This window comes from Flagellimonas alvinocaridis (assembly GCF_965248585.1).
GTDB lineage: Bacteria > Bacteroidota > Bacteroidia > Flavobacteriales > Flavobacteriaceae > Flagellimonas > Flagellimonas alvinocaridis.
This window is the reverse complement of sequence record NZ_OZ252111.1, coordinates 2784214-2808750: the sequence shown is the minus strand read 5'-3', so window position 1 is coordinate 2808750 and position 24537 is coordinate 2784214. Positions and strand designations below refer to the sequence as shown.

20 protein-coding genes are annotated in these 24537 nt (G+C 42.4%); 4 read left to right on the top strand and 16 right to left on the bottom strand.

Annotated features, from left to right (window positions below; translation table 11 throughout):
• Positions 1-21 precede the first annotated feature (21 nt).
• From ACP14V_RS12630 to ACP14V_RS12580, 11 genes are all read right to left on the bottom strand, one after another.
• On the bottom strand, positions 22-1008 hold the full coding sequence (locus ACP14V_RS12630; protein ID WP_272608267.1) for a YpdA family putative bacillithiol disulfide reductase: 987 nt from the start codon (positions 1006-1008) through the stop codon (positions 22-24).
• Complete coding sequence (gene rpe / locus ACP14V_RS12625; protein ID WP_272608265.1) at positions 1008-1667, bottom strand: ribulose-phosphate 3-epimerase; 660 nt, start codon at positions 1665-1667, stop codon at positions 1008-1010. Before rpe ends, ACP14V_RS12630 begins: the two co-directional genes overlap by 1 nt.
• 67 nt (positions 1668-1734) lie before the next feature.
• Positions 1735-3951: a DUF5916 domain-containing protein gene (locus ACP14V_RS12620; RefSeq protein WP_272608263.1), complete on the bottom strand. Its 2217-nt coding sequence runs from the start codon at positions 3949-3951 to the stop codon at positions 1735-1737.
• Between the two features lie 215 nt (positions 3952-4166).
• Positions 4167-4904, bottom strand: coding sequence for a LytR/AlgR family response regulator transcription factor (locus ACP14V_RS12615; protein ID WP_272608262.1), 738 nt, complete (start codon positions 4902-4904; stop codon positions 4167-4169).
• The gene (locus ACP14V_RS12610; RefSeq protein ID WP_272608261.1) at positions 4897-6126 is read right to left on the bottom strand and encodes a sensor histidine kinase; all 1230 of its coding nucleotides are present in this window, start codon (positions 6124-6126) and stop codon (positions 4897-4899) included. The genes ACP14V_RS12615 and ACP14V_RS12610 overlap by 8 nt, the downstream gene beginning before the upstream one ends.
• Positions 6127-6288: 162 nt before the next feature.
• A complete protein-coding gene (locus ACP14V_RS12605) occupies positions 6289-7152 on the bottom strand; it encodes a sigma-70 family RNA polymerase sigma factor (protein ID WP_072878578.1) in 864 nt (287 codons plus the stop codon).
• 164 nt (positions 7153-7316) lie between these two features.
• On the bottom strand, positions 7317-9554 hold the full coding sequence (locus tag ACP14V_RS12600; protein WP_272608260.1) for a polyribonucleotide nucleotidyltransferase: 2238 nt from the start codon (positions 9552-9554) through the stop codon (positions 7317-7319).
• A 221-nt stretch (positions 9555-9775) separates the two neighbouring features.
• Complete coding sequence (rpsO, locus tag ACP14V_RS12595; protein WP_136566442.1) at positions 9776-10045, bottom strand: 30S ribosomal protein S15; 270 nt, start codon at positions 10043-10045, stop codon at positions 9776-9778.
• Positions 10046-10166: 121 nt separating this feature from the next.
• A complete protein-coding gene (gene accD, locus ACP14V_RS12590; RefSeq protein ID WP_272608259.1) occupies positions 10167-11027 on the bottom strand; it encodes an acetyl-CoA carboxylase, carboxyltransferase subunit beta in 861 nt (286 codons plus the stop codon).
• A gap of 28 nt (positions 11028-11055) precedes the next feature.
• Positions 11056-12123, bottom strand: a complete 1068-nt coding sequence (gene fbaA / locus ACP14V_RS12585) for a class II fructose-bisphosphate aldolase (protein ID WP_136566440.1) — start codon at positions 12121-12123, stop codon at positions 11056-11058.
• A gap of 60 nt (positions 12124-12183) precedes the next feature.
• Positions 12184-14724 carry a BamA/TamA family outer membrane protein gene (locus ACP14V_RS12580; RefSeq protein WP_313791634.1) on the bottom strand — a complete coding sequence of 847 codons (2541 nt, stop codon included), beginning with the start codon at positions 14722-14724 and terminating at the stop codon, positions 12184-12186.
• 75 nt (positions 14725-14799) lie between these two features.
• Here ACP14V_RS12580 and ACP14V_RS12575 point away from each other — a divergent pair, with 75 nt between their 5' ends.
• Positions 14800-15516, top strand: a complete 717-nt coding sequence (locus tag ACP14V_RS12575; protein WP_272608258.1) for a TrmH family RNA methyltransferase — start codon at positions 14800-14802, stop codon at positions 15514-15516.
• Between the two features lie 76 nt (positions 15517-15592).
• On the opposite strand, the gene ACP14V_RS12570 is transcribed toward ACP14V_RS12575, so the two are convergent.
• Together ACP14V_RS12570 and ubiE are read right to left on the bottom strand one after the other, a co-directional pair.
• Complete coding sequence (locus ACP14V_RS12570) at positions 15593-16291, bottom strand: porin family protein (RefSeq protein ID WP_272608257.1); 699 nt, start codon at positions 16289-16291, stop codon at positions 15593-15595.
• A gap of 4 nt (positions 16292-16295) precedes the next feature.
• Positions 16296-17024 carry a bifunctional demethylmenaquinone methyltransferase/2-methoxy-6-polyprenyl-1,4-benzoquinol methylase UbiE gene (gene ubiE, locus ACP14V_RS12565; protein ID WP_272608256.1) on the bottom strand — a complete coding sequence of 243 codons (729 nt, stop codon included), beginning with the start codon at positions 17022-17024 and terminating at the stop codon, positions 16296-16298.
• A 195-nt stretch (positions 17025-17219) separates the two neighbouring features.
• On the opposite strand from ubiE, the gene trkA reads away from it, so the two are divergent.
• Complete coding sequence (trkA, locus tag ACP14V_RS12560; RefSeq protein ID WP_272608255.1) at positions 17220-18569, top strand: Trk system potassium transporter TrkA; 1350 nt, start codon at positions 17220-17222, stop codon at positions 18567-18569.
• Positions 18569-20059, top strand: coding sequence for a TrkH family potassium uptake protein (locus ACP14V_RS12555; protein ID WP_272608254.1), 1491 nt, complete (start codon positions 18569-18571; stop codon positions 20057-20059). The genes trkA and ACP14V_RS12555 overlap by 1 nt, the downstream gene beginning before the upstream one ends.
• A 143-nt stretch (positions 20060-20202) precedes the next feature.
• Here the strand turns inward: ACP14V_RS12555 and ACP14V_RS12550 are convergent, their stop codons facing one another.
• Both ACP14V_RS12550 and ACP14V_RS12545 read right to left on the bottom strand, forming a co-directional pair.
• Entirely contained in the window at positions 20203-21387 is a 1185-nt protein-coding gene (locus tag ACP14V_RS12550; protein ID WP_272608253.1) for a pyridoxal phosphate-dependent aminotransferase, read from the bottom strand.
• 13 nt (positions 21388-21400) lie between these two features.
• Positions 21401-22504 (bottom strand): fatty acid desaturase family protein, encoded by a 1104-nt coding sequence (locus ACP14V_RS12545; protein WP_272608252.1) that lies wholly within the window; start codon positions 22502-22504, stop codon positions 21401-21403.
• Between the two features lie 114 nt (positions 22505-22618).
• Between ACP14V_RS12545 and rsmG the strand changes: the two genes are divergently transcribed.
• Entirely contained in the window at positions 22619-23254 is a 636-nt protein-coding gene (rsmG, locus tag ACP14V_RS12540; protein WP_136566432.1) for a 16S rRNA (guanine(527)-N(7))-methyltransferase RsmG, read from the top strand.
• 295 nt (positions 23255-23549) lie between these two features.
• Here rsmG and ACP14V_RS12535 read toward each other — a convergent pair whose 3' ends face one another.
• Complete coding sequence (locus ACP14V_RS12535; RefSeq protein ID WP_272608251.1) at positions 23550-24506, bottom strand: hypothetical protein; 957 nt, start codon at positions 24504-24506, stop codon at positions 23550-23552.
• Positions 24507-24537: the final 31 nt, after the last annotated feature.

Genomic DNA, 24537 nt, shown 5'->3' with positions numbered 1-24537 from the left:
AATACAAAATTTTATACGTTTTTAGGATTCTTTGCCAGTCAACTGCATCTTTTGTTTGATGGCCTTTACAATAATTGGTGCATGGATGCGACTATTTTCAATAAACCATTTGTGGGTTTCCATACCACCACAGATTACTCCAGCCAAAAACAATCCAGGAACATTGGTCTCCATGGTTTCTGGGTCATAAGAGGGTAGTTTTTTGCCATCTTCTGAAAGCTGGATGCCCAGTTTTTCCAAAAAATCAAAATTGGGCATGTACCCGGTCAGGGCCAGCACAAAATCATTGGTCAAGGTAACTTCACCTTGGGGGGTATTTATAACGACTTCACTTTCCGTGATTTCTTTCACGGTGGAGTTGTAATACGCTTTTATGCTGCCTTCCTCAATGCGATTGACGATATCGGGACGCACCCAGTATTTTACCCGTTGCCCCACTTCGGGACCTCGAATGATCAAGGTGACCTCGGCGCCTTTCCGCCAACATTCCAGAGCGGCATCAATGGCGGAATTGCTTGCTCCCACCACGGCCAATTTTTGACTGGCATAAAAATGAGGGTCTTTGTAATAGTGGGAAACTTTGGGCAAATCCTCTCCCGGAACGTTAATTTTGTTGGGCAGGTCGTAAAAACCAGTGGCCACAATAACGTTTTTGGCCTTGTAGGTGTCCTTGTCCGTTTTTATGTTGAAGGAAGTTGTCTTTTGCTCCACATCCAATACTTTTTCAAAAAGATGGATATTGAGTTGGTTGGAGGTCACAATTCTTCGGTAGTATTCCAAGGCTTCATTGCGTTTGGGCTTGGCTTCTTTGCTGATGAAGGGGATGTCGTCTATTTCCAGTTTCTCTGATGAGGAAAAAAACTGCATGTTTATCGGATAGTTGAACAGGGAATTTACAATGGGCCCTTTTTCAATGATCACATAGGTGAGTCCTTGTTTTTTGGCTTCAAGACCACAAGCTATACCAATGGGGCCGCCTCCAATAATGACAACATCAAAATCCTGCATTATGCAATTTTTTCTTTCAATCCCTTGATGGTTTGGGTGGGATTCTCACTTTTAAAGACAAAGCTGCCCGCCACCAAAATGTCCGCTCCGGCATCCACCAGTTTTTTGGCATTGGCATCATTTACACCCCCATCAATCTCGATAAGGGCATTGGAGTTTTTCCGTTCAATGAGTGCCTTGAGGTCTTTTACCTTCTGATAGGTATTCTCGATAAAGCTCTGCCCACCAAAACCGGGGTTCACGCTCATCACAATGACAATGTCGATATCTTGGATGATATCCTCCAGTAAACTTACGGGTGTATGCGGATTTAAGGCTACACCGGCTTTCATGCCCTCGGCCTTTATCGCCTGAAGGGTTCTGTGCAGGTGGGGGCAGGCCTCATAATGTACGGTCAAATGATGTACTTCCAGTTTCGCAAAGGTTTTGATGTAGCGATCGGGGTCAACGATCATCAGGTGTACATCCAATGGTTTTTGGGCATGTTTGGCCATGGCCTGTACCACGGGCATTCCAAATGAAATATTGGGAACGAACACACCGTCCATGATGTCCAAGTGAAACCAATCGGCATCACTTTGGTTCACCATTTCAATATCGCGTTGTAAATTGGCAAAATCTGATGCCAATAGGGAGGGAGCAACTAATTTTTTCTGCATTTGATCGTTAAAAGCTGATACAAAAATAAGCAAATGATCTGGCTTTATGGGATCAAACACTCATTTGCTACAGCCAATAGGTGACCTTCAGTACCATGGACCTGTTTTTGATGCCCAGACCTTCGGTGTCATGGTTCTCGTTGTATATCAGGAATATATCGGACATGGGGCTGTAGCGCCACTGCAATCTGGAAAATGCACTGAAGTTATTGTCCCGGGAATTGTACTGGACCACATTGGTGAGAAAAAGCTTGTTGGAGAAGCTTATGTTTCCATTGAATCGGGCCAAATGCAGATTCTTTTTCCCATACCCCTCGGCCAAGCGGATGTCGTTATAGTCATAGGTGAGGCCAAAGGTGCCCCAAGGCCTAAACCGTAACGAACCCTGTAACATGGCTCCTAGGCGGGTGCCGTTAAAGAATTGGCCATACCCTACATTGGTGTTCCATACAACGGTTTTGCGAACATCGGAGCTGTACTGTACATCAAATCGAGCAAAGGAATAATTGCCCACGGGAATGGGAGTGAATTCATCCCCGATCAATTCGGTGGGGAAGAGCAAGTCTACTTTCTGGTATCGACCTATCAAGTTGAGTTTAGCAGTATTCCGATATTCAAAATCGTAGGCAAGATTGTTCTCAAGCTCATTAAAGCTAGCATCGGAATTGAGATAGAGATTGTTCCAGGTCCGTAGTCCATGATAATTTAATTTACTATTCTCCCCTTCAGGAAAGAAAAGATAACGTACCCAAGGATTGAATAGGGTATAACCAAGTCTTACGGTTTCCTCGGTCAAGGCATTATAGTTTTCCAACCGAGGATTAACCCCAAGCTCTGTGATATAGTTTTCGCCCACAATATTGAGTAGCCATCCTGTTCTGAACCGTTTGGTCAGATAGTTTCCCGTAAAACCATAAAAATGGGTGTCCTCCAAGTTTTCTGGGGTCAGGGAAGTATGGTACATGAAGGTGTTGTTGAGCTTGCCGCTCTCGGAAATATAACTGAACTCCAACCCTGCATTTCTGGAATACTCCATCTCCGAAGTGGTACTGGTGGCCTGCCTGTTGATGAACAAAGCCTTGATGGCGGAACGCTGTAATACTTTTTGTTGAAAGGCTGCCACACTATAATTCTGTGCCGCAAATTCATCCGTGCGCCGGGTCTGCACATTCATGACCCCAACCCGTAGGTTCTGGGTGATGTTCCCGGTTAGCCTGCCTCCAAAATCAATAGGAATGGCTTTGCCTTCCATGATACCGATTCTCCGGGAGAAGAAAGGTTTAATATCGTATGTGCCAAAATTGGAGAAGATGTCATTGTTCTCCAGAAAGAAGTTACGCTGCTCCGGTAAAAAAATATCAAAGCGGGTAATGTTGGTCACCTGTTGGTCCACATCGGCATTGGAAAAATCAGGGAATAGGGTAAGATCTAGATTCAAACTACTGGTCAAGGCCACTTTTACCTCACCACCAAGGTCATTGTTGAGCTCGGCCTCTTGTTGTTCACTGTCCTCAAAATCACGTATTGAAGAACTGGTGACATAGGGATTCAAAATAAAGGTTCCCTTAGCTTTTTCGGGACTTTGGTCCCATTCCAAGGTTCCCATATAGTTGATGCTCACGCCATTGAAGTTTACGGGAAACTGGGTCCAAGTGGTATAGGCGTTGTTCTGTTTGTCTCCACGTATAAAATTAATGCCCCAATCCCGTTGGTTGGGGTTGTAGCGCAATGTTTTCAAGGGAATGGCTATTTCTGCGACCCAGTAGTCAGCGTACTGTGCGGTTTTAGAGGACCATTTATTGTCCCAATTCGGGGACATCCATGTTTGTCCATCCTCAATGACCAAACTGCCCTCCAGCTCGGATCCCCCAGCGGTAACCCCGAACAGCAATCCACTTTGTTTGGTGTTTACGGGATCTAGGACCACCGAAAAATTATCGCTTCCCCAATAATCATCGTCATTGTCGCGTACCAGTGATTGTACAATTCGCGCACCAGAATCATAGCATTTGGCCATGATATAGACATTTTCATGGTCATACGTAACCCGTACTTCAGTTTGATTCTGGGCCTGCCCCTCATCATTGGGCCAATGATTGAAAAAATTGGTTGCTAGTTGATGGTGCTCCCACTCTTTTTCCCCAATCGTTCCATCCAACGCAATGGGCTCCGTAGCTTTTCGAATTTGATATTTGAATAAAGCCCTTGTATTACCACCGCCATTTTGGGATACGGTTACAAGTGGGACCAATGACAATAAGGATGCGGCCCAGAATCTTTTCATGAACTGCTCGTTTTTTAATGATGGTTTCAAAGAACAGTAACCCTAACATCATTGTCAAGCAATTTTGGGGAATGTCAAAGCAATACACGTAAATGTCGTTTGGAGGGAGTTTGGTGCCGAAAACGTATCAAAGTTATACGTATAGGTTGCGCGAAAAGCATTCACGGCTGATTTAAGGAATACTTAACAACGAAGATGCCAAAATAAGTGCTTGATTAATCCAATTCTTTTTGAAGAAGGTCCAAAACATGCGATCGATAATTTCTGCCAATGGGAAGTTCCTTTCCATTGATTTCCACCATGATGCTATTAAAAGCGGATACCTTATCCACGGCAATCATGAATGAACGATGGATACGTACAAACCGTTCCTTGGGCAGTTTGTCTGCAAGATGACCAATCCTTTGGGAGGTCGTTATTTCATTGTTGGATGTATGAAGGATAACCTTATCGTTCAAGCTTTCCAAATAGGTAATATGGGAAAGGTCCAATTTAATGACCTTTCGTTGTGTTTTGATGTATAATTGCTCTGGTTCATCAACCGTTTTTGTTTCGGGAGGATGTTGTTCTGTTTTGGAAGTGGGTTGACCGGTCAAGAACTTGTTTGCTTTTGCAATGGTTTTCATAAACCTACCCATGGAAATGGGTTTTAGGAGATAATCAATGGCATCCAGTTCAAATGCCTTGATGGCAAATTCGCGATAGGCGGTGGTGAAGACGACCAACGGGGCCGGGTTGAGGGACTCCAAAAGCTCAAGGCCATTTATTTTGGGCATTTTAATATCCAAAAAAACCAAATCGATGTTCCCCTTTTGAAGATGACAAAACGCATCAACCGCATTGGCACATACCGCTACCACTTCCAGTTGGTCTATCTGCTCGGTTAGCTTCACCAATACCTTTCTGGCCAAGGGCTCATCATCAACAATTATGCATCTGATTTTTCTATCCATAGGCAGTTTGCGCGTTAATACCACTGAGGTCTATGTTCAAACTTACCAAAAAACGGTCAGGTTCTTCCTGAATATCCAGTTGATGCTTATCGGGAAAGAAAAGGACCAGTCTTCTTTTTACATTTTTTAGGCCGATGTTTTTATCGGTATCCAATCCATTGTCCTCCTCAATGGAAGATTTACTGTTTTCTACCACAAAATGAAGTTGTTGGTTGACGAGTTTCAATTCAATGGAAATATAAGAGTCGTCAATCAGTGTATCTGCCCCATGTTTAAAGGCATTTTCAACAAAGGGGAGCAACAAAAGGGGAGGGATAAACGTCTCGCTGCTATCATTTTCAATATGGGTGGAAATGGTAAGTTTGTCTCCATATCGCAATTGCTCCAGAGCCACGAGGTTCATCAACTCTTCCCATTCTTTTACCACGGTGATGAACCGGTCGCTGCATTCGTACAACATATAGTCCAAGAATTTGGACAGTCCCAGAACGGCATCCGGGGTTTTGGAGGATTTCTCCAATGAAAGGGAATAAATACTGTTTAATGTGTTAAAGAGAAAATGGGGATGTATCTGCGCTTTTAGAAATTTAAGCTCGGTTTCCATTTTTTCCTTTACCAACGCTTGGTTGATTTGTTCTTTCTGATAGTAAAAACGCTGCAGTTTAATGGCCATAGCCACAAAAACGGGAGTGTAAACGGCAATGAGGGAGTTTAATATCTTTGGGAGGTACAAAACTGGGGTTTTCCAATGTTCCTCTTCTGGGTAGAACCAGTGGTAGAGATACCTCCAGTTCATATAGCGGTCTATCAGAGCCATGGCCAAAGCCAAAATTATGGATAGCCCAATGTACATGGCCATGCGTTTTGGATATAGGTATTTGGGCATCAGGTAATATAGCGTAATGTATGTGGGGATAATTTTCCATGGCAGCAAAAACAGCAATTGCTGAAATTGGTCCCAATAATTATCCTCGTAACTACCCCATAGAACGGTATAGAACAAAATGTAGCCCAACCAAAAAAGAATGTGGTAATAGATTCTGTTCTGAGCGCTGAGTATCCTCTCGATCATATCTCGATTCATTTCCTCTTGGGCATTTTCAAGGAAACTTGCCTTTGAGGTCAACAATTTTGAAGATGAAAGTACAAAATAGGATTCATTACAAGCCCAAATTCCCGTGGACAACCACTTTTTTGCCGTAAATACCCTTAGTTTGACCAAAAGCCATAAATGAAAAAACTCCGGTAATCAGCCGGAGTTTATTCATCAATCAAAAAACGAACAGTCATGATAAACTGTTGTAGGTTTACAAATTACAACTTTCTTGCCAAAAAACAAATTTAAGGTTTGTTTAACTGTAATTTGTTGATATAATCTTGCGTTTTATCCTAAATATGTCTTCAAAATCTTACTTCTGGAGGTGTGTTTCAAGCGTCGGATAGCTTTTTCTTTGATCTGACGAACCCTTTCCCTGGTAAGGTCAAAAGTCTCTCCAATTTCTTCCAAGGTCATCGAGTGCTGTCCAGCCAAACCAAAGTAAAGCCTTATAACATCGGCTTCTCTGGGTGTTAGGGTCTCCAAGGCGCGTTCAATTTCAGTGCGAAGTGATTCGTGTAACAACTCCTTATCGGGGTTTGGCGACTCACCACTACGGAGTACATCATATAGGTTGGAATCCTCACCGTCAATCAATGGGGCATCCATGGATACGTGACGACCGGAATTTTTTAAGGATTGCTTTACATCTTCCACCGTCATGTCCAATTCTTTGGCAATTTCCTCGGCAGATGGGGTACGCTCATGGGCTTGCTCCAAGAACGCAAAAGTCTTGTTGATTTTATTGATGGATCCAATTTTGTTCAAGGGCAAACGTACAATACGTGATTGCTCCGCCAAAGCTTGTAGGATGGACTGACGAATCCACCAAACTGCATAGGAAATAAATTTGAATCCACGGGTTTCATCAAAACGTTGAGCGGCCTTGATCAATCCCAAATTTCCTTCATTGATCAAATCAGGTAGGGTCAATCCTTGGTTTTGATACTGTTTTGCAACAGAAACCACGAATCTAAGGTTAGCTTTGGTTAATTTTTCCAAGGCCACTTGGTCTCCCGCTTTTATACGTTGTGCCAGTTCCACCTCTTCATCGGCAGTGATCAAATCCACCTTGCCAATTTCCTGTAAATACTTGTCCAACGATGCGGTTTCCCTATTGGTAACCTGCTTTGTAATCTTTAACTGTCTCATCTAAAATTTCTCCTTCAAATTAAATTTGTGAACCGAAGCTCATTAAGTTATACGTAGAAAAAGAGTAAAAGTTACATTTTGATGCATTTTTTTTGTAAAACATTTCTTAATAATGCAAAAACCCCGGAAATCCCGGGGTTTTTATTCTTATAAAGGATGGGGTATTAATCCCTTCTCGGTTTTCTGTCGCGATCACCACCTCTGCGGTCACCACCTCTACGATCACCGCCTCTGCGATCACCACCTCTATCGTTTCGCGGTGGTCTTTCGGTATATCCTTCAGGTTTTGGAAGCAAAGCTTTTCTAGAAACCTTCTCTTTTCTGGTCTTGGGGTCGATACCGAAATATTTTACATCGATAACATCTCCAAGGTTGATGACATCGGTAACCTTATCAGTACGTTCCCATGCCAATTCAGATACGTGCAGCAATACTTCGTTGCCAGGGGCATCGGTATATTCCACAACGGCTCCAAAATCCAACAACTTGATGACCTTGACCTCATAAATGCTGCCCACTTCAGGCTTGAACATAAGCGCATCTATTTTGGCCAATACCATGTTGATGCCATCTTGATCGGTACCCAAGATTTCCACAATACCTTCTTCGGTATCAGGGTCTTCGTTGATCACGATGGTAGTTTTGGATTTCTTCTGAAGATCTTGAATAACCTCACCACCTTTACCGATCAATGCTCCAATGAATTCACCAGGAATGATTCGGGTAATGATTTTTGGTGCGTAAGACTTCACTTCTGGTCTTGGCTCGGCAATGGTTTCAACTAGCTTGCCCAAAATATGCAATCTTCCATCCTTGGCCTGCATCAAGGCTTTCACCAAGATTTCATAGGAAAGACCTTTTACCTTGATGTCCATTTGGCAAGCGGTGATACCATCTTCGGTACCAGTTACCTTAAAGTCCATATCACCCAAGTGGTCTTCATCGCCTAAGATATCGGACAGTACGGCGAATTTGCCAGACTCCGTATCAGTAATCAATCCCATGGCAATACCAGAAACTGGTTTTTTCAATTGAACACCTGCATCCATCAATGCCATGGTACCGGAACATACGGTTGCCATAGAAGAGGATCCATTGGATTCCAATACTTCGGATACCACACGAACGGTATATGGGCAATCTTCAGGAATCATGCCCTTAAGGGCGCGTTGTGCCAAGTTACCGTGACCAACTTCTCTACGTGAAGTACCTCGGATAGGTCTTGCCTCACCAGTGGAGAAAGGAGGGAAGTTATAGTGTAAATAGAATGTTTCTTCGCCCTCGTAAGATGGCATGTCAATTTGGTTGGCCTCTCTTGAGGTTCCCAAAGTAACGGTGGCCAATGCTTGGGTCTCGCCACGGGTAAAGATAGAAGAACCGTGAACGCTTGGCAAGTAATCAATCTCACACCAGATAGGACGAATGTCAGTGGTCTTACGACCGTCCAAACGAAGTCCTTCTTCCAAGGTTAGATTACGAACGGCCTCTTTTTCGGCCTTGTGGTAGTATTTGGAAACCAAACCACCAATTTCTTCCAATTCTTCTTCGGAGAAAGTAGCTTTGATTTCTTCTTTGATAGCAGCAAAAGCTTCGCTACGCTCTTTTTTGGAAGAACCGGCTTTGGCTACGGCGTATACTTTGTCATAAGCCAAGTCGTATACTTTCTTTTGAAGATCTTCGTCTTCAACTTCAGGTTCGTACTCACGGGTTTCTTTTTTACCGAAAGCTTCGGCCAATCTAACCTGTGCGGCACATTGAACTTTAATGGCTTCGTGGGCAAATTTGATGGCTTCCACCATTTCCTCTTCGGAAATTTCACTCATTTCGCCTTCCACCATCATCACAGAATCTTCGGAAGCACCAATCACCATGTCAATATCGGAGCTTTTCAATTGCTCCATGGTTGGGTTGATGATCAACTCACCATCTACACGACCTACACGAACCTCAGAAATTGGACATTCAAAAGGAAGGTCAGACAATTGGATGGCTGCGGAAGCGGCCAATCCTGCCATGGCATCGGGCATTACATTTTCGTCGTGAGACATCAATTGGATCATCACCTGGGTTTCAGAGTGATAATCTTTTGGGAACAACGGTCTTAATACCCTGTCTACCAAACGCATGGTCAATACCTCACCATCGCTGGGTCTTGCTTCACGCTTAAAGAATCCGCCAGGATAACGTCCTGCAGCGGCAAATTTTTCACGATAATCCACGGTAAGTGGCAAGAAATCCACATCCGAAGCTTGATAATTGGAGACAACTGTACATAGCAACATACATTTGCCTGATTGGACTACTACAGAGCCATGGGCCTGTTTCGCCAATTTTCCGGTTTCAATAGAGATTTCCCTACCGTCACCAAGGTCAATGACCTCTTTAAAAGTTTTTGGAATCATAAGAATTAGTCTTACCCGTTAAAAAAGATACTACGGGCAGTTAAACATTTGGTCTACCGTCATCCGGACGGTCGGGTTGTGTTGTTGTTGTGTTTGCCTCTCGGCACTGACCAATGAAAAACTATTTGAAGCTTTTTGTGTTTGCCCAATCGAATGGGACTTTAAGTCGTTGGAGTTCGTCCAACTAAAACAAAGGGGAAGCCAAAGCCTCCCCATCGTTTTTATTTTCTAATACCAAGTTCCTTGATCAAGGCACGGTATTTTTCAATATCTTTTTTCTTTAGGTAATCCAAAAGACTACGTCTTTTACCTACCAACGCCACCAAAGAACGCTCGGTGTTATAGTCCTTATGGTTTCTTTTTAGGTGACCAGTTAAGTGGTTGATACGGTGCGTGAACAAAGCAATTTGTCCTTCCGTAGAACCGGTGTTGCTCTCAGAGCCGCCGTGTTTTTTAAAAATCTCGGCTTTTACTTCTTTTGTTAAATACATTCCAATATTTATTTAAATGATTTTTATGTATTGATTGACTTTCAATCAGCGTGCAAAGATAAGTCCTTTTTTTGAATTTGAAGGGAAAGTAAACAAAAAAGCCCCGAGTTCGGGGCTTTTCTTATTTTCTGATAGGCTGATTGGTGATCAAGTCTATATATTGGTTTACTTTCTTTTTCAAGTCCCTACGATGGGAAATGAAATCCAAGAACCCATGTTCTTTTAAAAATTCAGCTGTTTGAAAACCTTCGGGAAGGTCTTTCCCAACGGTGTCCTTTACCACCCGTGGTCCGGCAAAACCTATCAAAGCACCTGGTTCCGCAATGTTGATGTCTCCCAACATGGCGTAAGAGGCAGTGGTTCCTCCAGTGGTGGGGTCGGTACATAACGAAATGTAAGGAATTTTAGCTTCGGCCAATTGGGCCAATTTAGCTGAGGTCTTTGCCAATTGCATCAGCGAAAGTGCAGCTTCCATCATACGGGCCCCACCTGATTTCGAAATCATCAAGAATGGGATTTTCCTCTTTTTGGCCTCGTCTATGGCGCGGGAAATTTTTTCTCCCACAACACTACCCATAGATCCACCAATAAAGCCGAAGTCCATACAGGCAATGACAATATCCTTGCCCATGGATTTACCCACAGCGGTACGAACGGCGTCCTTTAATCCTGTTTTTTGTTGAACTGTTTTTAAGCGATCGGAATATTTTTTGGTATCCACAAACTTCAAAGGGTCTTTGGAGGTCATGTTGGCATCGAGTTCTTTGAACTTGTTGTCATCGAACAGGATTTCAAAGTATTCCTTGCTGCCTATCCTAACATGGTAATCATCTTCCGGACTTACATAGAAGTTTTTGGCAAGGTCTTCGGACTCTACTATTTTACCAGTGGGGGATTTATACCATAATCCCTTTGGGGTATCCTTTTTTTGCTCAGTTGTGGTCTGAATTCCTTTTTCCTTTCTTTTAAACCAAGACGACATGCAATCAAAATTAAATTAAACGAAAGTCTTATAAGGTATTTACATTGTTCAAATCTTCGAAGGCCTTTTTCAATCGCTCAGAGAATGTTTTTTCTCCTTCACGCAGCCAAACTCGCGGATCGTAGAACTTTTTGTTGGGTTGATCGTCACCTTCAGGATTTCCTATTTGTGATTGAAGGTAACCTGATTTTTCTTGGACATAGTCCCGAACCCCTTCCAAAAACGCATATTGCAAATCGGTGTCGATGTTCATTTTAATAACACCATATCCTATAGCTTCCCTGATTTCTTCCAAAGTGGAACCAGAACCTCCGTGGAATACAAAATCGATATGGTTTTCCTCCACACCATATTTCTTGGTGATGAACTCTTGGGAGTTTTTCAAGATCTTGGGTGTCAATTTTACGTTCCCTGGCTTGTATACACCGTGTACATTACCAAAGGCAGCGGCTATGGTAAATCTATGGCTTACCTTGGACAATTCTTCGTAAGCATATGCCACTTCTTCGGGCTGGGTATACAATTTGGAGTCATCAACATCACTATTGTCCACACCATCTTCTTCACCTCCAGTAATACCCAACTCAATTTCCAAGGTCATGCCCATTTTGCTCATACGCTCCAAATAGGTCTTGCAAATTTCAATGTTCTCCTCGATGGGTTCTTCCGAAAGGTCAATCATATGCGAGCTGAACAGGGACTTGCCTGTGGCCTTAAAATGTTCTTCACTGGCATCTAAAAGTCCATCTACCCAAGGCAATAGTTTTTTGGCACAGTGGTCTGTGTGAAGAATTACAGTGGCACCGTAGGCTTCGGCCAATTGATGCACATGTTTGGCGCCAGACACGGCTCCTAGAATGGCAGCTCTCTGGTTTTCGTTGGAAAGACCTTTGCCAGCATTGAACTGACCTCCACCGTTGGAAAACTGTATGATAACGGGCGAGTTTAACGAAGCGGCTGTTTCCAATACCGCATTAATGGTGTTGGACCCAATCACGTTAACTGCCGGAAGGGCATACCCGTTTTCTTTGGCGTGGTTAAAAATTGCTTGTACTTCATCACCGGTAGCAACGCCCGGTTTTATGTTGTGGGACATAATTTTTGTTGATTACGTTTATAAGTCAAGTTAGGGCACAAAAGTAATAAAATATTTACTCTAGAAGGGATAATTAATTCCGATGTTAAAAACCGCACTTTTAAGGTTATAGCCACTGAACCAGCGATTGGACCCTTCTTTGGATGGGTCGTAGGTTTTAAATCCGGTATCCAGTCTGAAGACGAAATAGGTGAAATCATAGCGGAGGCCAATCCCGGTTCCTAGGGCAATATCGGCCAATGAGGAGAAGCCATTAAAAATGGCATCGGGATTGTCCTCATCGTCAAAAACATTCCAAATGTTTCCTGCATCGGCAAAAAACGCGCCTTTTACATCACCGGCAATTGGGAAGCGATATTCAACATTCATGGCTAGTTTTAGGTTGGCCTCGTTAAAGTCGTTGAGGTTGTCGGTCTTTCCAGGTCCCAATTCATATGCGTTCCAAGCCCTGTTGTCATTGGAGCCTCCACCAAAATAACTTCTAACAAAGGGAATGTTGTCCGAGTTGCCATAGGGAACAGCAAGTCCTAAAAAAGTCCTGAAGGCAATCACCTTGGAATCATCCACATCCCAGTGGCGGATAAAATCAACCTCTGTTTTGAGATATTGGGAAAAGGGGACACTGAATACCAAAAGTTGGTCGCGGTCATTTTTATTATAAGGAACCACATTGGAAAGCAATGAGAGCAAGTTTCCAGCTCCCTCCAATTTTACCCTAAACTGATAGAAATTGTTATCGTTGATATCAACCCTGCTATTTTTAAAAAAGGTATAGTTTGATGCAAAGATGAGGTTGTTCTCGGTCAAACGTTGTCTCCTTTCCTCAATACGGTTTACCTCACTTCGTTCTTCCTCGTCTAGTGGAACTTGATTGTTCAGCACTGCTTCCACAAATCCATTGGCCCCATCTGGTATGGATAGCCTAAAGGGATCGTCCTCATTATCGACCTCCTCAAAGAAATCCGCAAATTGTAGGTCTTCTTCAAAAGCATCTGCAATATTATCCAGGCTTCTATAGCTGTTTCTATAGACATTGTAAAAATTGCCTTGGTTGGTATTACGAACAAATTCAACATTCAATAGTTCCACATTGTGTTTCAATTGTATTGTTGGTGACCAATTGTAAGACAAAACAGAGTTAAGGGATTGTTTGTCCAATCCCACATTTTGCTGAAAATTGGTACCTGCGGACAATCTACTTTGGGGAAGCATGTAGTACGGAATAATCTTTTCGGTATTGAACGGGAACCATATTCTGGGAAAAGTAATGTTGACATCTCCTCCAAGTTCAGAAGTGAAAGGTTCATCCGAGAACGCAGCGGCATCACTCAGTAAACCTATAGAGCCCCTTGCGGAAATATTTAAGGTTTCGGCACCACCAAACACGTTTCGTGTAATGACCGATGTACTGAAAGCCGTTCCTACCTGTTGAATGTTGGAATGTGTAACATCAAAGTTGAGATTCAAGGAAAATTTTGGTCTTGGCGCCAAATAAATGTTGGAAATAAGTTGGGCTTGGGTAGTATCCGGAATAAACTCTATGTTCGGATATTTGAACGTATTCAGGTTGGTAATCTGCCGGTAGGTTCGGATACGGTCCAAATCCCTATAAATACTATCCTTTTGAAAAAAGATGGCATCGGTCAATGCCTTTGGATTGTACCTGAGCTTGTCCTTGTAGAAAATGGTATAATTGTCGTATTCCATTGACTTTAGGGAGTCTGTTCCACCACCTATCAAATAATCGGCATAGATGTTTATTTTTTTTAGGCGATGGATTCTATATGGACTGTTGACATCGGAACTGTCCGTGGCGCTCCTGAATTTTTTAATGTTCAACTTTACGTCCATTAGTTGGTCATCGGCCAGTTGGGTGGTGTCCCTGAGAATATCATAGCTAATGGAGCTTTCTTGAAAATTATAAACCCCTGAGTTTCTGAAAAGGGTGGTCAAACGCTCCCGTTCCAAATTAAAATTGGCAAGGTCAAATTGATCTCCTTTTTTTACAAGGGTAAGGTCGGAAGATGCATCATAAACAGAATCCAGTTCGGGAGAAGTAATGTTTTTTTGAACGGTATCAATGATAAAAGGTTTCCCTAAATTGAGCTTATAGTCCAATTCGGCTCTTTTTTTCCGTTTGCCCTCAACAATGTCATAGCTCCCAGAATTATTAAAATATCCTTTGCTGCGATAATAGGCCTCCAATCTATTTACGGATTTTTGGGATAGGGCCGTATCAATGACCACAGGAGCTTCGCCAATTCTTTTTAGGAAATCGCTGGCCCCTTTTACAACAAAGGATTCTTGTAGTCGATTCACTTGTTTTTTGGAAAGAAAGTTGTTCAAACGTTTTTCACGCTTTTCTTTTCGGTGAAGCCAATCCTGAAAAGATGAATCTGGGTTTTCCTTGGCCAAATTGTACAGGTTGAGTCGCAATGGATATCCCAATACATTGCTGTTCGGTTTTTGGTAAATAAGACTTCGGATGTCACTGTCAGTTACCTTTTCTTCATCTATATAAATAGAGTTCTTGGTGAGCAGCAATTCATCTTCCCCCACTTTTTTAAGGGTATTACAACCGGCCACAATCAATATAAGCAACAATAACCCTATTTTTGTCCAGTTGGACAATAGACGTAAAGAACCCCTCATAGACGCCAAAAATACACGATTTAGATGGTTACGAAAAACCAAATTAAACTAGTTGTAAACCTAAAGCAAAAAAAGTACCGAACTCAACATGGATTGTTTGTGGTGGAAGGTGAAAAGTTGGTCAATGAGCTTTTGGATGCTGGTATTCAACTGCTTGACCTTTTTGTGGATACAGAAAAAAAGGCAAAACATTTTCAGGAAGCTAAACTGGTTTCAAAAGCAAATATGAAGCAGATGAGCAGTTTGTCCAACCCCAATGGAGTGTTGGGAGTCTTCAAGGTGCCCAGCCCCAAGCCCATTGGTGAAGATGATTGGGTGCTAGCCTTGGATGCTGTCCGCGACCCGGGTAATTTAGGGACCATTATTAGGTTGTGCGATTGGTTTGGCATAAAGTACTTGATTTGCTCTTCGGATACGGTGGACTGCTATAATCCAAAGGTATTACAAGCCACTATGGGGTCTATAGCCCGAGTAAATATCGTTTACACAGATTTGGAAGCGTACTTAAAACAGACATCATTGCCAATGTATGGAGCTTTTATGGATGGTAATTCAATATATCAGCAAAAATTACCCACTAAAGGGATTTTGGTAATGGGTAATGAGGCCAATGGTATTTCCGAAACTATTGGTGGATTGATCACTTCGCAAATTTCCATTCCCCAATATGGGGAAACTACGGCCGAAAGCTTGAATGTAGCCACGGCAACGGCCATATTATTGAATGAGATTAGAAGATAGTTTTTTGAATTTATGGATGATTGTTCTAAGATTCTTGGATTTTTTTGAACCTCACTATCCAACACTATCTCATTTGTTATTCAAAGGTGAAATTAATGAAAATACCACGGGTTCTCATGGCTTCAATGTTACCTGTCCATGGACTGTTGGGGTCGTCATCCGGGACCAATTCATCAGATAAAGCAAAAACACCACGAATGGAAGGTGAAAACTTGAAGTATTCGGTATAAAAATCAATGCCAAAACCCAATTCGTATCCGTAGACATTCTTTTTCATCCGAAACTCACCACTGCTGTTATCGTCCAAACTATCTTCTTTGCTTCCCAAGTTCATTGAAGTATATACGCCTCCTGTGATAAAGGGTTTCCAGTTGCCAATACGTCTGGTACTGGCTTTGATGAGCAATGGAAAACGAATGTAAGTGGAACGCACCTCACGAATGGCATCGGTTTCATTTGCAAAACCAGGAAAACCCAAAGTTCTTGAGGTGTACAAGAGGCCAGGCTCAAAACGGGCATCCAAGAACTCGTTGATGCGCATTTCGCCAATCAAGCCCACATTGAAGCCAATACTTTTGTTCACCAAGATATCCCGGCCAATGTCGTTCTTGTACTCAAATTGAAAATCATATTGATTCAACCCAAGGTAGTATCCCCAGTTCAAAAACTTTTTGTCCTCGTTCTGAAGGTTAAGGATGGGGTCTTCCCTAAACTGGGCCAAGGAAGTTGGGCATGCCAGCACCAGCAGGCCAAACAGAAGAAAGATGTTTTTCATCAAACTATTTTGTAGCGACATAAATGGAAGCTGCTCCAAATGTCTGGGGTTTGTTCTCTATTCCTATAAACCCAATTTTGGCCAAAATATTGTTGAAAGCCTTCCCATGTGGAAAAACAGATGCTGATTCACTGAGGTAGGCATATGCAGAACGGTCTTTGGAAAAGAGTTTTCCTATGGCCGGAAGAATGAACTTGCAATAAAAGGTATACCCTTGTTTAAAGGGTGTTTTGGTGGGCACGGAAGTTTCCAAAATCATTAATGTGCCACTAGGTTTGAGCACCCGATGAATTTCTTGTAGACCTTTTTCGAGATTTTCAAAATTACGTACCCCAAACCCCACAGTCACCGCATCAAAACTTTGATCTTCAAAAGGAAGGTTTTCGCTATCGCCTACCATCATCTCAATGGTATCTTGAAGATTTTTTTCCTTGATTTTGGTCTTTCCTACCTCCAACATGCCGGGAGATATGTCCAATCCGATGATTTTTTCAGCTCCAGTTCCCATCATGGCAATGGCCAAATCCCCAGTTCCCGTGGCAATATCCAAGAGGGTTTTTGGTTTCTTGGCAGCAAGAAGCTTTACCATTCGTTTGCGCCATTTTAGGTCTATTCCAAAGGAAATCACCCGGTTCAATCCGTCATAATCCCCAGAAATAGTATCGAACATTTGCCGTACCTGTTCCTTTTTTCCCAGTTCAGATTCCTTATATGGCGTAACTTTTTTTGACATTTCCTGATTTTGCTGGCAAATATACAATATAGCCTTATGGGAGGTGCACAAAAAAAATTGTGTAATTTTGCCGGGCAACGGGGAACTTTTTCCGTATTATACTAAGAATATGTCTTTTAGGCCACGGTCACTATTCTTTGTGTCACTTACAAGGCACAAATTGAATCGATTTAACAACACATCTTATTTCAATCAATGAAAATCATTATTGCAGGAGCTGGTGAGGTAGGGTTTCATTTGGCAAAACTTTTGTCTTATGAGGCTCAGGACATTACGTTGATTGATACAGATAAGGAAAGCCTAACGTATGCTGATAACCATTTGGATATACGGGTGCTTCGCGGTGATGCCACTTCGGTTCAGGTGCTTCGGGATGCCCAAGTGGATGGTTCGGATTTGGTGATTGCGGTGACGGCTTCCGAAACCACAAACATTACCCTTTGTTTCTTGGCAAAGCAGTTGGGGTGCAAGAGGACCATAGCCCGGATTTCCAATACGGAGTTTATGGACAATCGCGGACTCATTAAATTTGAGGAATTGGGGATTGATGAATTGATTTCCCCGGAGCGATTGGCCGCTATGGAGATACAGTTGATGCTGAACCAATCAGCTTTTAATGACACCTATGAATTCGAAGGCGGATTGTTGACCATGTTTGGGGTAATTTTGCCCAAGACAGCCCCATTTGTTGGAAAAATGGTAAAAGAAGCTGCCCGGATTTTTCCTGAGCTTCACTTTATGCCCATTGCCCTACAGCGTATGGGAACACAGTTTACACTGATTCCGAGGGGGGATACGGTGTTCAAGGAAGGCGATCAAGTGTATTTTATTACTTCGGATAAGGGAGTGGAAGAGTTGTACAAGCTCACTGGGATGCAAAAGCAAGAGATTAAAAATGTGATGATCTTGGGGGGTAGTAAAGTGGGCTTCAAAACCGCTCGGGACCTGTGCAACAAAAAATTCAATGTAAAGCTCATCGAAAAGAGTAAGGAAAAAGCCTTTGATATTGCCGATGAGTTGCCCCATGCCTTGGTCATTAACGGTGATGGCAGAAATGTGGAGCTTCTGGAAGAAGAAAGTTTGGAGTCCATGGATGCCTTTATTGCCGTGACCGGGAATTCCGAGACGAATATCATGTCTTGTCTGGTGGCCAAGAACAAGCGCATTAAAAAGACCATTGCCCTAGTGGAGAACATGGATTATTTTCAGTTGTCCCATTCCATTGGGGTGGATACATTGATCAATAAAAAACTATTGGCCGCCAATAGTATATTCCGATATATCCGAAAAGGGGAGGTGCTGGCATTAACCCGTTTAAATAACCTTAATGCAGAGATTCTGGAATTTGAGGTCAAAGCAACATCACTGGTAAACGGCGAAATCATCAAAGAACTTAATTTTCCAAGGGAAGCCAGTATTGGGGGCGTCATCAGAAATGGAGAAGGAATCATTGCCCTTGGTGATTTTAGAATCACCCAAGGAGACCGTGTGGTGGTCTGTTGTCTTCCCAAGGCCATTCCACGTATAGAAAAGCTGTTCCTGTAATGAAGCTCAATACACGGATCATTGTACACATCATGGGACTGCTGCTGCTTTGCAACGGTTCTTTTATGCTTTTGGCCGCCTTTACGAGCGGGGTCAGTAAGGATGGTGCCACGTTGGACATTACCCTTGCGGCCATTGTGACCATGCTTTTTGGTATGATGGCCATGTTCTACACCCGTGGGCACAAAAAAGAGGTAAAGCGGAAGGAAGGCTATATTATTGTAACATTTGGGTGGGTTGTAATGTCCATTTCGGGAATGTTGCCCTATCTCTTTTCAGGTGCCATCCCCTCTATTACAGATGCCTTTTTTGAGACCATATCTGGATATACCACTACCGGAGCGTCCATTCTTGATGATATAGAGTCCCTGCCCCAAGGAATCCTGCTCTGGAGAAGCCTGACCCACTGGATCGGGGGAATGGGAATTATTGTATTGGCCATTGCCATCCTGCCCCTTTTGGGAATAGGGGGCATGCAGTTGTTTGCTGCCGAAGCACCTGGGCCTGGTGGCGATAAGCTCCATCCCAGAATTACCGATACGGCCAAGCGCTTGTGGTTGATTTACTTTGGCTATACCGTAGCTGAAACGCTATTGTTGAAATTGGCAGGAATGTCATTTTTTGATGCCATCAACCATGCCTTGGCAACCATGTCCACTGGAGGATTTTCTACCAAGAATGCCAGTTTGGCCTACTGGAACAACCAACCTGTAATCCAGTATATTACCATTATTTTTATGTTCTTGGCCGGAAGCAATTTTGTACTCAGCTATTTTGCGTTTACAGGACGGGTACAACGTATCTTAAAGGATGAGGAGTTTAAATACTACTTCAGCTTTGTGGTGATTTTCTCTATTTTGGCCGCTTTGGGCATCTACTTTAAGGGTGATGTACCTGCGTCCGATTTTCATCCCATGGTTTGGGGTGAAGCCGAAAGTGCTTTTAGGCATGCCCTGTTCCAGGTCATAGCTGTGATCACTACCACTGGTTTTGTTACGGCAGACTTTACCTCATGGACCCCATTTTTGACCGTTTTCTTTTTTGGGTTGATGTTCTTGGGAGGTTCCGCGGGATCTACGGCTGGGGGGATTAAAGTGATGCGCCATTTGATCATCATCAAAAATGGAATCTTAGAGTTTAAACGGACCTTGCATCCCAATGCCATTATCCCGGTTCGCTATAATGAAAAAACAGTGACAGAACATATCGTGTACAACGTTATTGCTTTTTTTGTTTTGTACATGCTTTTGTTCATAATAGGTTCTTTGGTATTGGGCTTTTTAGGGTTGGATTTTGTTTCGGCTGTAGGTGGAGCTGCCTCATCCTTGGGGAATGTGGGGCCAGCCTTTGGCGACCTTAACCCTGTGAGCAACTACAACAGTTTGCCACCTGCCGGGAAGTGGTGGTGTGGCTTCTTAATGCTGTTGGGTCGTTTGGAACTTTTTACGGTCTTGATTATCCTCACCCCTTATTTCTGGAAGAAGACATAAAAAAACCTCTTGAAGTTGATACTACAAGAGGCTTTTTATTATTCTATTGTTTTTCTGGATTTGCCACCCTGAATAAGTTTCAGGGTTTCATCTTAGTTTTTCAGATGAATAAGATGCTGAATCAAGTTCAGCATGACGTCAAATTAAACCACTGCCTTGATGCGAGAAATGGCTTCCTTCAATTCTTTTTCTGATGCTGCGTAAGAGATACGGATACAGTTGGGGTTTCCAAAAGCTTCCCCGGTTACCGTGGCCACATTGGCATGTTCCAAAAGGTAAAGGGCAAAATCGGAAGCATTGTTGATGGTGGTCCCGTTCAAAGTTTTTCCAAAGAAAGCTGAAATATCTGGGAACACATAAAAAGCTCCTTCGGGAACGTTGAGGTTAAACCCATCGATTTCTCCCAAAAGTTCCAATACAAGATCCCTTCTTTTGTGGAACTCATCGATCATATACTGGATTTTGCTCACAGGAGCTTCCAAAGCGGTAATGACGGCACGTTGGGCAATGGCATTGGCACCACTGGTCACTTGTCCTTGAAGTTTGGTACATCCTTTGGCAATCCATTCGGGAGCGCCAATATATCCTATTCTCCATCCGGTCATGGCAAAAGCTTTGGAAACACCATTCACGGTAATGGTTCGGTCATACATTCCATCAATGCCAGCTATACTGACATGCCCTCCAGCAAAGTTGATGTGTTCATAAATTTCATCAGAAACCACATAGATATCTGGATGCTTTCTCAAAACTTCAGCCAATCCTTCCAATTCAGCCTGACTGTAAACAGAACCACTGGGGTTGCAAGGTGAACTGAACCAAATCATTCTGGTTTTTGGCGTAATGGCCGCTTCCAGTTGGGCAGGTGTCATTTTAAAATCGGTTTCAATACCGGTCGTTACTTCAACGGGAACACCTTCGGCCAATTTTACAATATCGCTATAGCTTACCCAGTACGGGGCAGGAAGAATTACTTCATCCCCAGGATTTAGAACCACAAGGGCCACATTGAAAAGGGATTGTTTGGCTCCTGTGGACACAACAATTTGGTTGGGTCCGTATTCTAAGTTGTTGTCTCGCTTGAATTTTAATGAAATGGCTTTTTTCAGTTCAGCATAACCATCAACAGGGGTGTAGCTGCTAAAATTGTCATCAATGGCCTGTTTTGCGGCCTCTTTGATAAAATCGGGAATATTGAAGTCCGGTTCACCCAAACTCAACCCAATAATATCCTTTCCTTCATTTCGTAACTCCCTGGCTTTTGCAGCCATGGCCAAAGTTGCTGACGTGGACATGTTCTTGATCCTGTCAGATAAATGGTTGCTCATTGATTTTGCTATTTTACTGGTACTGAAGTGCTGGGTTTTTACCCAGTTCCTTCAAATGTTTGAAGTGCGAAATTATAGCTTTTCTGGTAGTTTTATACTCGTTGTATGGTAAATTAAATTCCTTGGCAGTCTGTTTCACAATTTTGGAAATTTTTGTGTAGTGGATATGACTGATATTGGGGAAGATATGGTGTTCTACCTGATGGTTCAATCCGCCGGTAAACCAATTTACGATTCGGTTTTTTGTGCCAAAATTCACCGTGGTGAAGAGTTGGTGGATGGCCCACGTATTTTTCATGTTTCCACTTTCATCGGGAAGGGGCGTTTCGGCATGATCCACGATATGTGCCAATTGGAAAACAACGCTCAAAATTACACCGGCCACATAGTGCATGATAAAGAAGCCCAAAAGCACTTGCCACCATGTAACACCACCAAAAATCATGGGAAGAATGATCCAAATGGTCAGGTATATGATTTTGGTAATTACCAAAGTACTCCAATTGATTACTGGATTAGGCAGCTTTCCGTAGCTCAACTTGCGTTTCATGTAACGGTACATTTGCTGGAAATCTGTGGTCACGGCCCAGTTGAAGGTCAATAGGCCATATAGGAAAATGGAATAATAGTGTTGAAACTTATGGTGTTTCTTCCATTCGGCATGTTCGGAAAAACGTAGAATTCTTCCAGCTTCCATGTCTTCATCATGCTCATGGATATTGGTATAGGTGTGGTGCAATACATTGTGCTGTACCTGCCAGTTGTATACGTTACCAGCCAAAATATAAATGCTGCTTCCCATGAGTTTGTTGACCCATTTTTTATTGGAATATGCGCCATGGTTGCCATCGTGCATCACATTCATGCCCACGCCGGCCATTCCAACACCCATAACAATGGATAGGATGATGTAGGCCCAAAAGGGAAGGTTAAGGGTTAAAATCAAAAAATAAGGGGTCAAGAATAAGGCAAACATCACTATGGTCTTTAAGTGAAGTTTCCAATTCCCGGTTTTCTTTATTCCATTTTCATTGAAGTACTCGTTAACTCTTTTGTTCAAGGTCCTGAAGAATTGTGCAGAATCCTTTCTTGAAAACCGGATGGTGCTTTTGTCCATAAAAAAAATTTTAGCAAAGGTAACCAAATAGGGCTTTTAGGCCCAACACCTTAACATAAGAACGGTAATTACCTGTTTAAAAGTATTAGATTTGCTAAAATTAACAAACCTTAGATGAACACCGAGTTAATCTACAAATATTTTACGACGCTCACTGATACACAGAAAGAGCATTTTCAAGGTTTGGAGGCGCTATACCAAGATTGGAACAAAAAAATAAATGTGGTTTCCCGAAAGGATATCGATGAACTTTATCTTCGTCATGTGCTTCATTCTCTGGGGATTGCCAAGATTCAGTCGTTTAATGAGGGTGCTCGCATTTTAGATGTTGGTACGGGTGGTGGATTTCCAGGAATTCCGTTGGCCATTCTGTTTCCTGAGGTACAGTTTACCTTGGTGGATGCCATTGGAAAAAAAGTAAAGGTGGTTCAAGAAGTCGTGGAAGGTTTGGGGCTCGAGAATGTAACGGCACACCATTCAAGAGTGGAGGATTTGGACGGACAGTTTGATTTTATTGTCAGCAGGGCTGTTGCGGCCATGCCTACATTTGTGCATTGGACCAGAGGAAAAATCAAGAAAGATTCTGCCCACGAACGCAAAAATGGGATTCTTTACCTTAAAGGAGGTGATTTAGAGGAAGAATTGAAGGAATACAAAACCGTCCAAATCTTTGATTTGGGGGAATACTTTGAAGAAGATTTCTTTGAAACAAAAAAAGTGGTCTATTTACCACAAAAATTCAAGGGGTAGCGTTCAAATGCTCCACATCCTTTCATAGACCAACCTACACTTCCTGCAATAGGTCTTTGCGTTTGACCAAATCCGATCAAACTTATTGGACACATTTTCTACCCATGTATTGATTCGCTTTCTCATGTTGTATGGGATTTATACTACAAAAATACCAAATTACGTTTAGTTTACAATTAATTAACGTTAAATTTACATTTGAAGTATGTCTATACCTTCCAAAAGCGTGTATTTTTAAAACAAACCTTGTTTTATGCAGTTTAAAAGCATTGATAATTAGTGATTTAAGAATAGCCTATTCGTATAGGTATGAGCCTGCTGCTTGACTCATTTTACGATAATCATGCCCAATTTTTGGGACGATTTTGATTTCCCAATTGAACATCGCACCTAATTTTTTGGAATTATTTTGTGATAACTGGTAGGAATATTGCGCTCTCTCCAGACGATGGTAACCTTGTTGGTCTGCTGATTTTGAACGCAACAAAGTACCTCCCGTTTCATTCTCGTTGTCCATTTCTCCAATGAAAAGAATCAATTTTTTGCCAAATGATGCTTTTAGGTCATCAACAGTAAGCGAACTATTCTTAAGACCAAATGGTAATGGAGGCCCAAAGTCAGGCAACGTATAGAAACCTGAATTGGAAGCCAAAATCCGGTCTGCTTTTGAAAAAGGATGGAACAAGACGAACCTGTGAAGGATTTGTCCGCCAGCTGAATGCCCAAAAATATCATAGGAAGTTTGGTTTGATTGAGTTGCTGTAATGGCAAAGTCAAAAATTGCATCAAAATCCTTAAAGAGCCATTTTCTTTTTTCAGGATTTATGTAGTAGACGAGTTTGTCCTCATCCAAAATAGCTTCATTGGTACCCTCAACCCACGATATACATTCGGAAATATTTAGATTCTGGATGATACCACCAAGGTGATAGTCCTCGAATCCGTATTCGCTTTTTGGATACATAGGGGAGAGAACCAGTACATTGTATTTTTCGGAATTTACGATCCAAGCATCCCGGTAAGTATCAGCATTTCTCCCCGCTCCTGGAATCACCAAGATTACTTTTGAATCAGGATTGAAGTTTTTAGGTCTATGATAATACACATTTATTTTACGGGTGTCATCCAAGTTGCCTACTTCCATTTGAAAATAACCAGACCCTTCTTGAATGGGGTCTGTGTTCTGTCCCCGAAGGTTTAGAATCGATATGAAAAAGGCAAAAGCAAGGAAAAATGGGTTTGAATGAATCATGGTATGCATTGGAGTTTAAAAAGTGAGGTGA

Bases quoted from the DNA above. Each gene is read 5' to 3' on its own strand.
- ACP14V_RS12630 (WP_272608267.1), bottom strand. From the start codon at position 1,008: ATGCAGGATTTTGATGTTGTCATTATTGGAGGCGGCCCCATTGGTATA.
- rpe (WP_272608265.1), bottom strand. From the start codon at position 1,667: ATGCAGAAAAAATTAGTTGCTCCCTCCCTATTGGCATCAGATTTTGCC.
- ACP14V_RS12620 (WP_272608263.1), bottom strand. From the start codon at position 3,951: ATGAAAAGATTCTGGGCCGCATCCTTATTGTCATTGGTCCCACTTGTA.
- ACP14V_RS12615 (WP_272608262.1), bottom strand. From the start codon at position 4,904: ATGGATAGAAAAATCAGATGCATAATTGTTGATGATGAGCCCTTGGCC.
- ACP14V_RS12605 (WP_072878578.1), bottom strand. From the start codon at position 7,152: ATGAGACAGTTAAAGATTACAAAGCAGGTTACCAATAGGGAAACCGCA.
- ACP14V_RS12600 (WP_272608260.1), bottom strand. From the start codon at position 9,554: ATGATTCCAAAAACTTTTAAAGAGGTCATTGACCTTGGTGACGGTAGG.
- rpsO (WP_136566442.1), bottom strand. From the start codon at position 10,045: ATGTATTTAACAAAAGAAGTAAAAGCCGAGATTTTTAAAAAACACGGC.
- accD (WP_272608259.1), bottom strand. From the start codon at position 11,027: ATGTCGTCTTGGTTTAAAAGAAAGGAAAAAGGAATTCAGACCACAACT.
- fbaA (WP_136566440.1), bottom strand. From the start codon at position 12,123: ATGTCCCACAACATAAAACCGGGCGTTGCTACCGGTGATGAAGTACAA.
- ACP14V_RS12575 (WP_272608258.1), top strand. From the start codon at position 14,800: ATGGTTACGAAAAACCAAATTAAACTAGTTGTAAACCTAAAGCAAAAA.
- ACP14V_RS12570 (WP_272608257.1), bottom strand. From the start codon at position 16,291: ATGAAAAACATCTTTCTTCTGTTTGGCCTGCTGGTGCTGGCATGCCCA.
- ubiE (WP_272608256.1), bottom strand. From the start codon at position 17,024: ATGTCAAAAAAAGTTACGCCATATAAGGAATCTGAACTGGGAAAAAAG.
- trkA (WP_272608255.1), top strand. From the start codon at position 17,220: ATGAAAATCATTATTGCAGGAGCTGGTGAGGTAGGGTTTCATTTGGCA.
- ACP14V_RS12555 (WP_272608254.1), top strand. From the start codon at position 18,569: ATGAAGCTCAATACACGGATCATTGTACACATCATGGGACTGCTGCTG.
- ACP14V_RS12550 (WP_272608253.1), bottom strand. From the start codon at position 21,387: ATGAGCAACCATTTATCTGACAGGATCAAGAACATGTCCACGTCAGCA.
- ACP14V_RS12545 (WP_272608252.1), bottom strand. From the start codon at position 22,504: ATGGACAAAAGCACCATCCGGTTTTCAAGAAAGGATTCTGCACAATTC.
- rsmG (WP_136566432.1), top strand. From the start codon at position 22,619: ATGAACACCGAGTTAATCTACAAATATTTTACGACGCTCACTGATACA.
- ACP14V_RS12535 (WP_272608251.1), bottom strand. From the start codon at position 24,506: ATGATTCATTCAAACCCATTTTTCCTTGCTTTTGCCTTTTTCATATCG.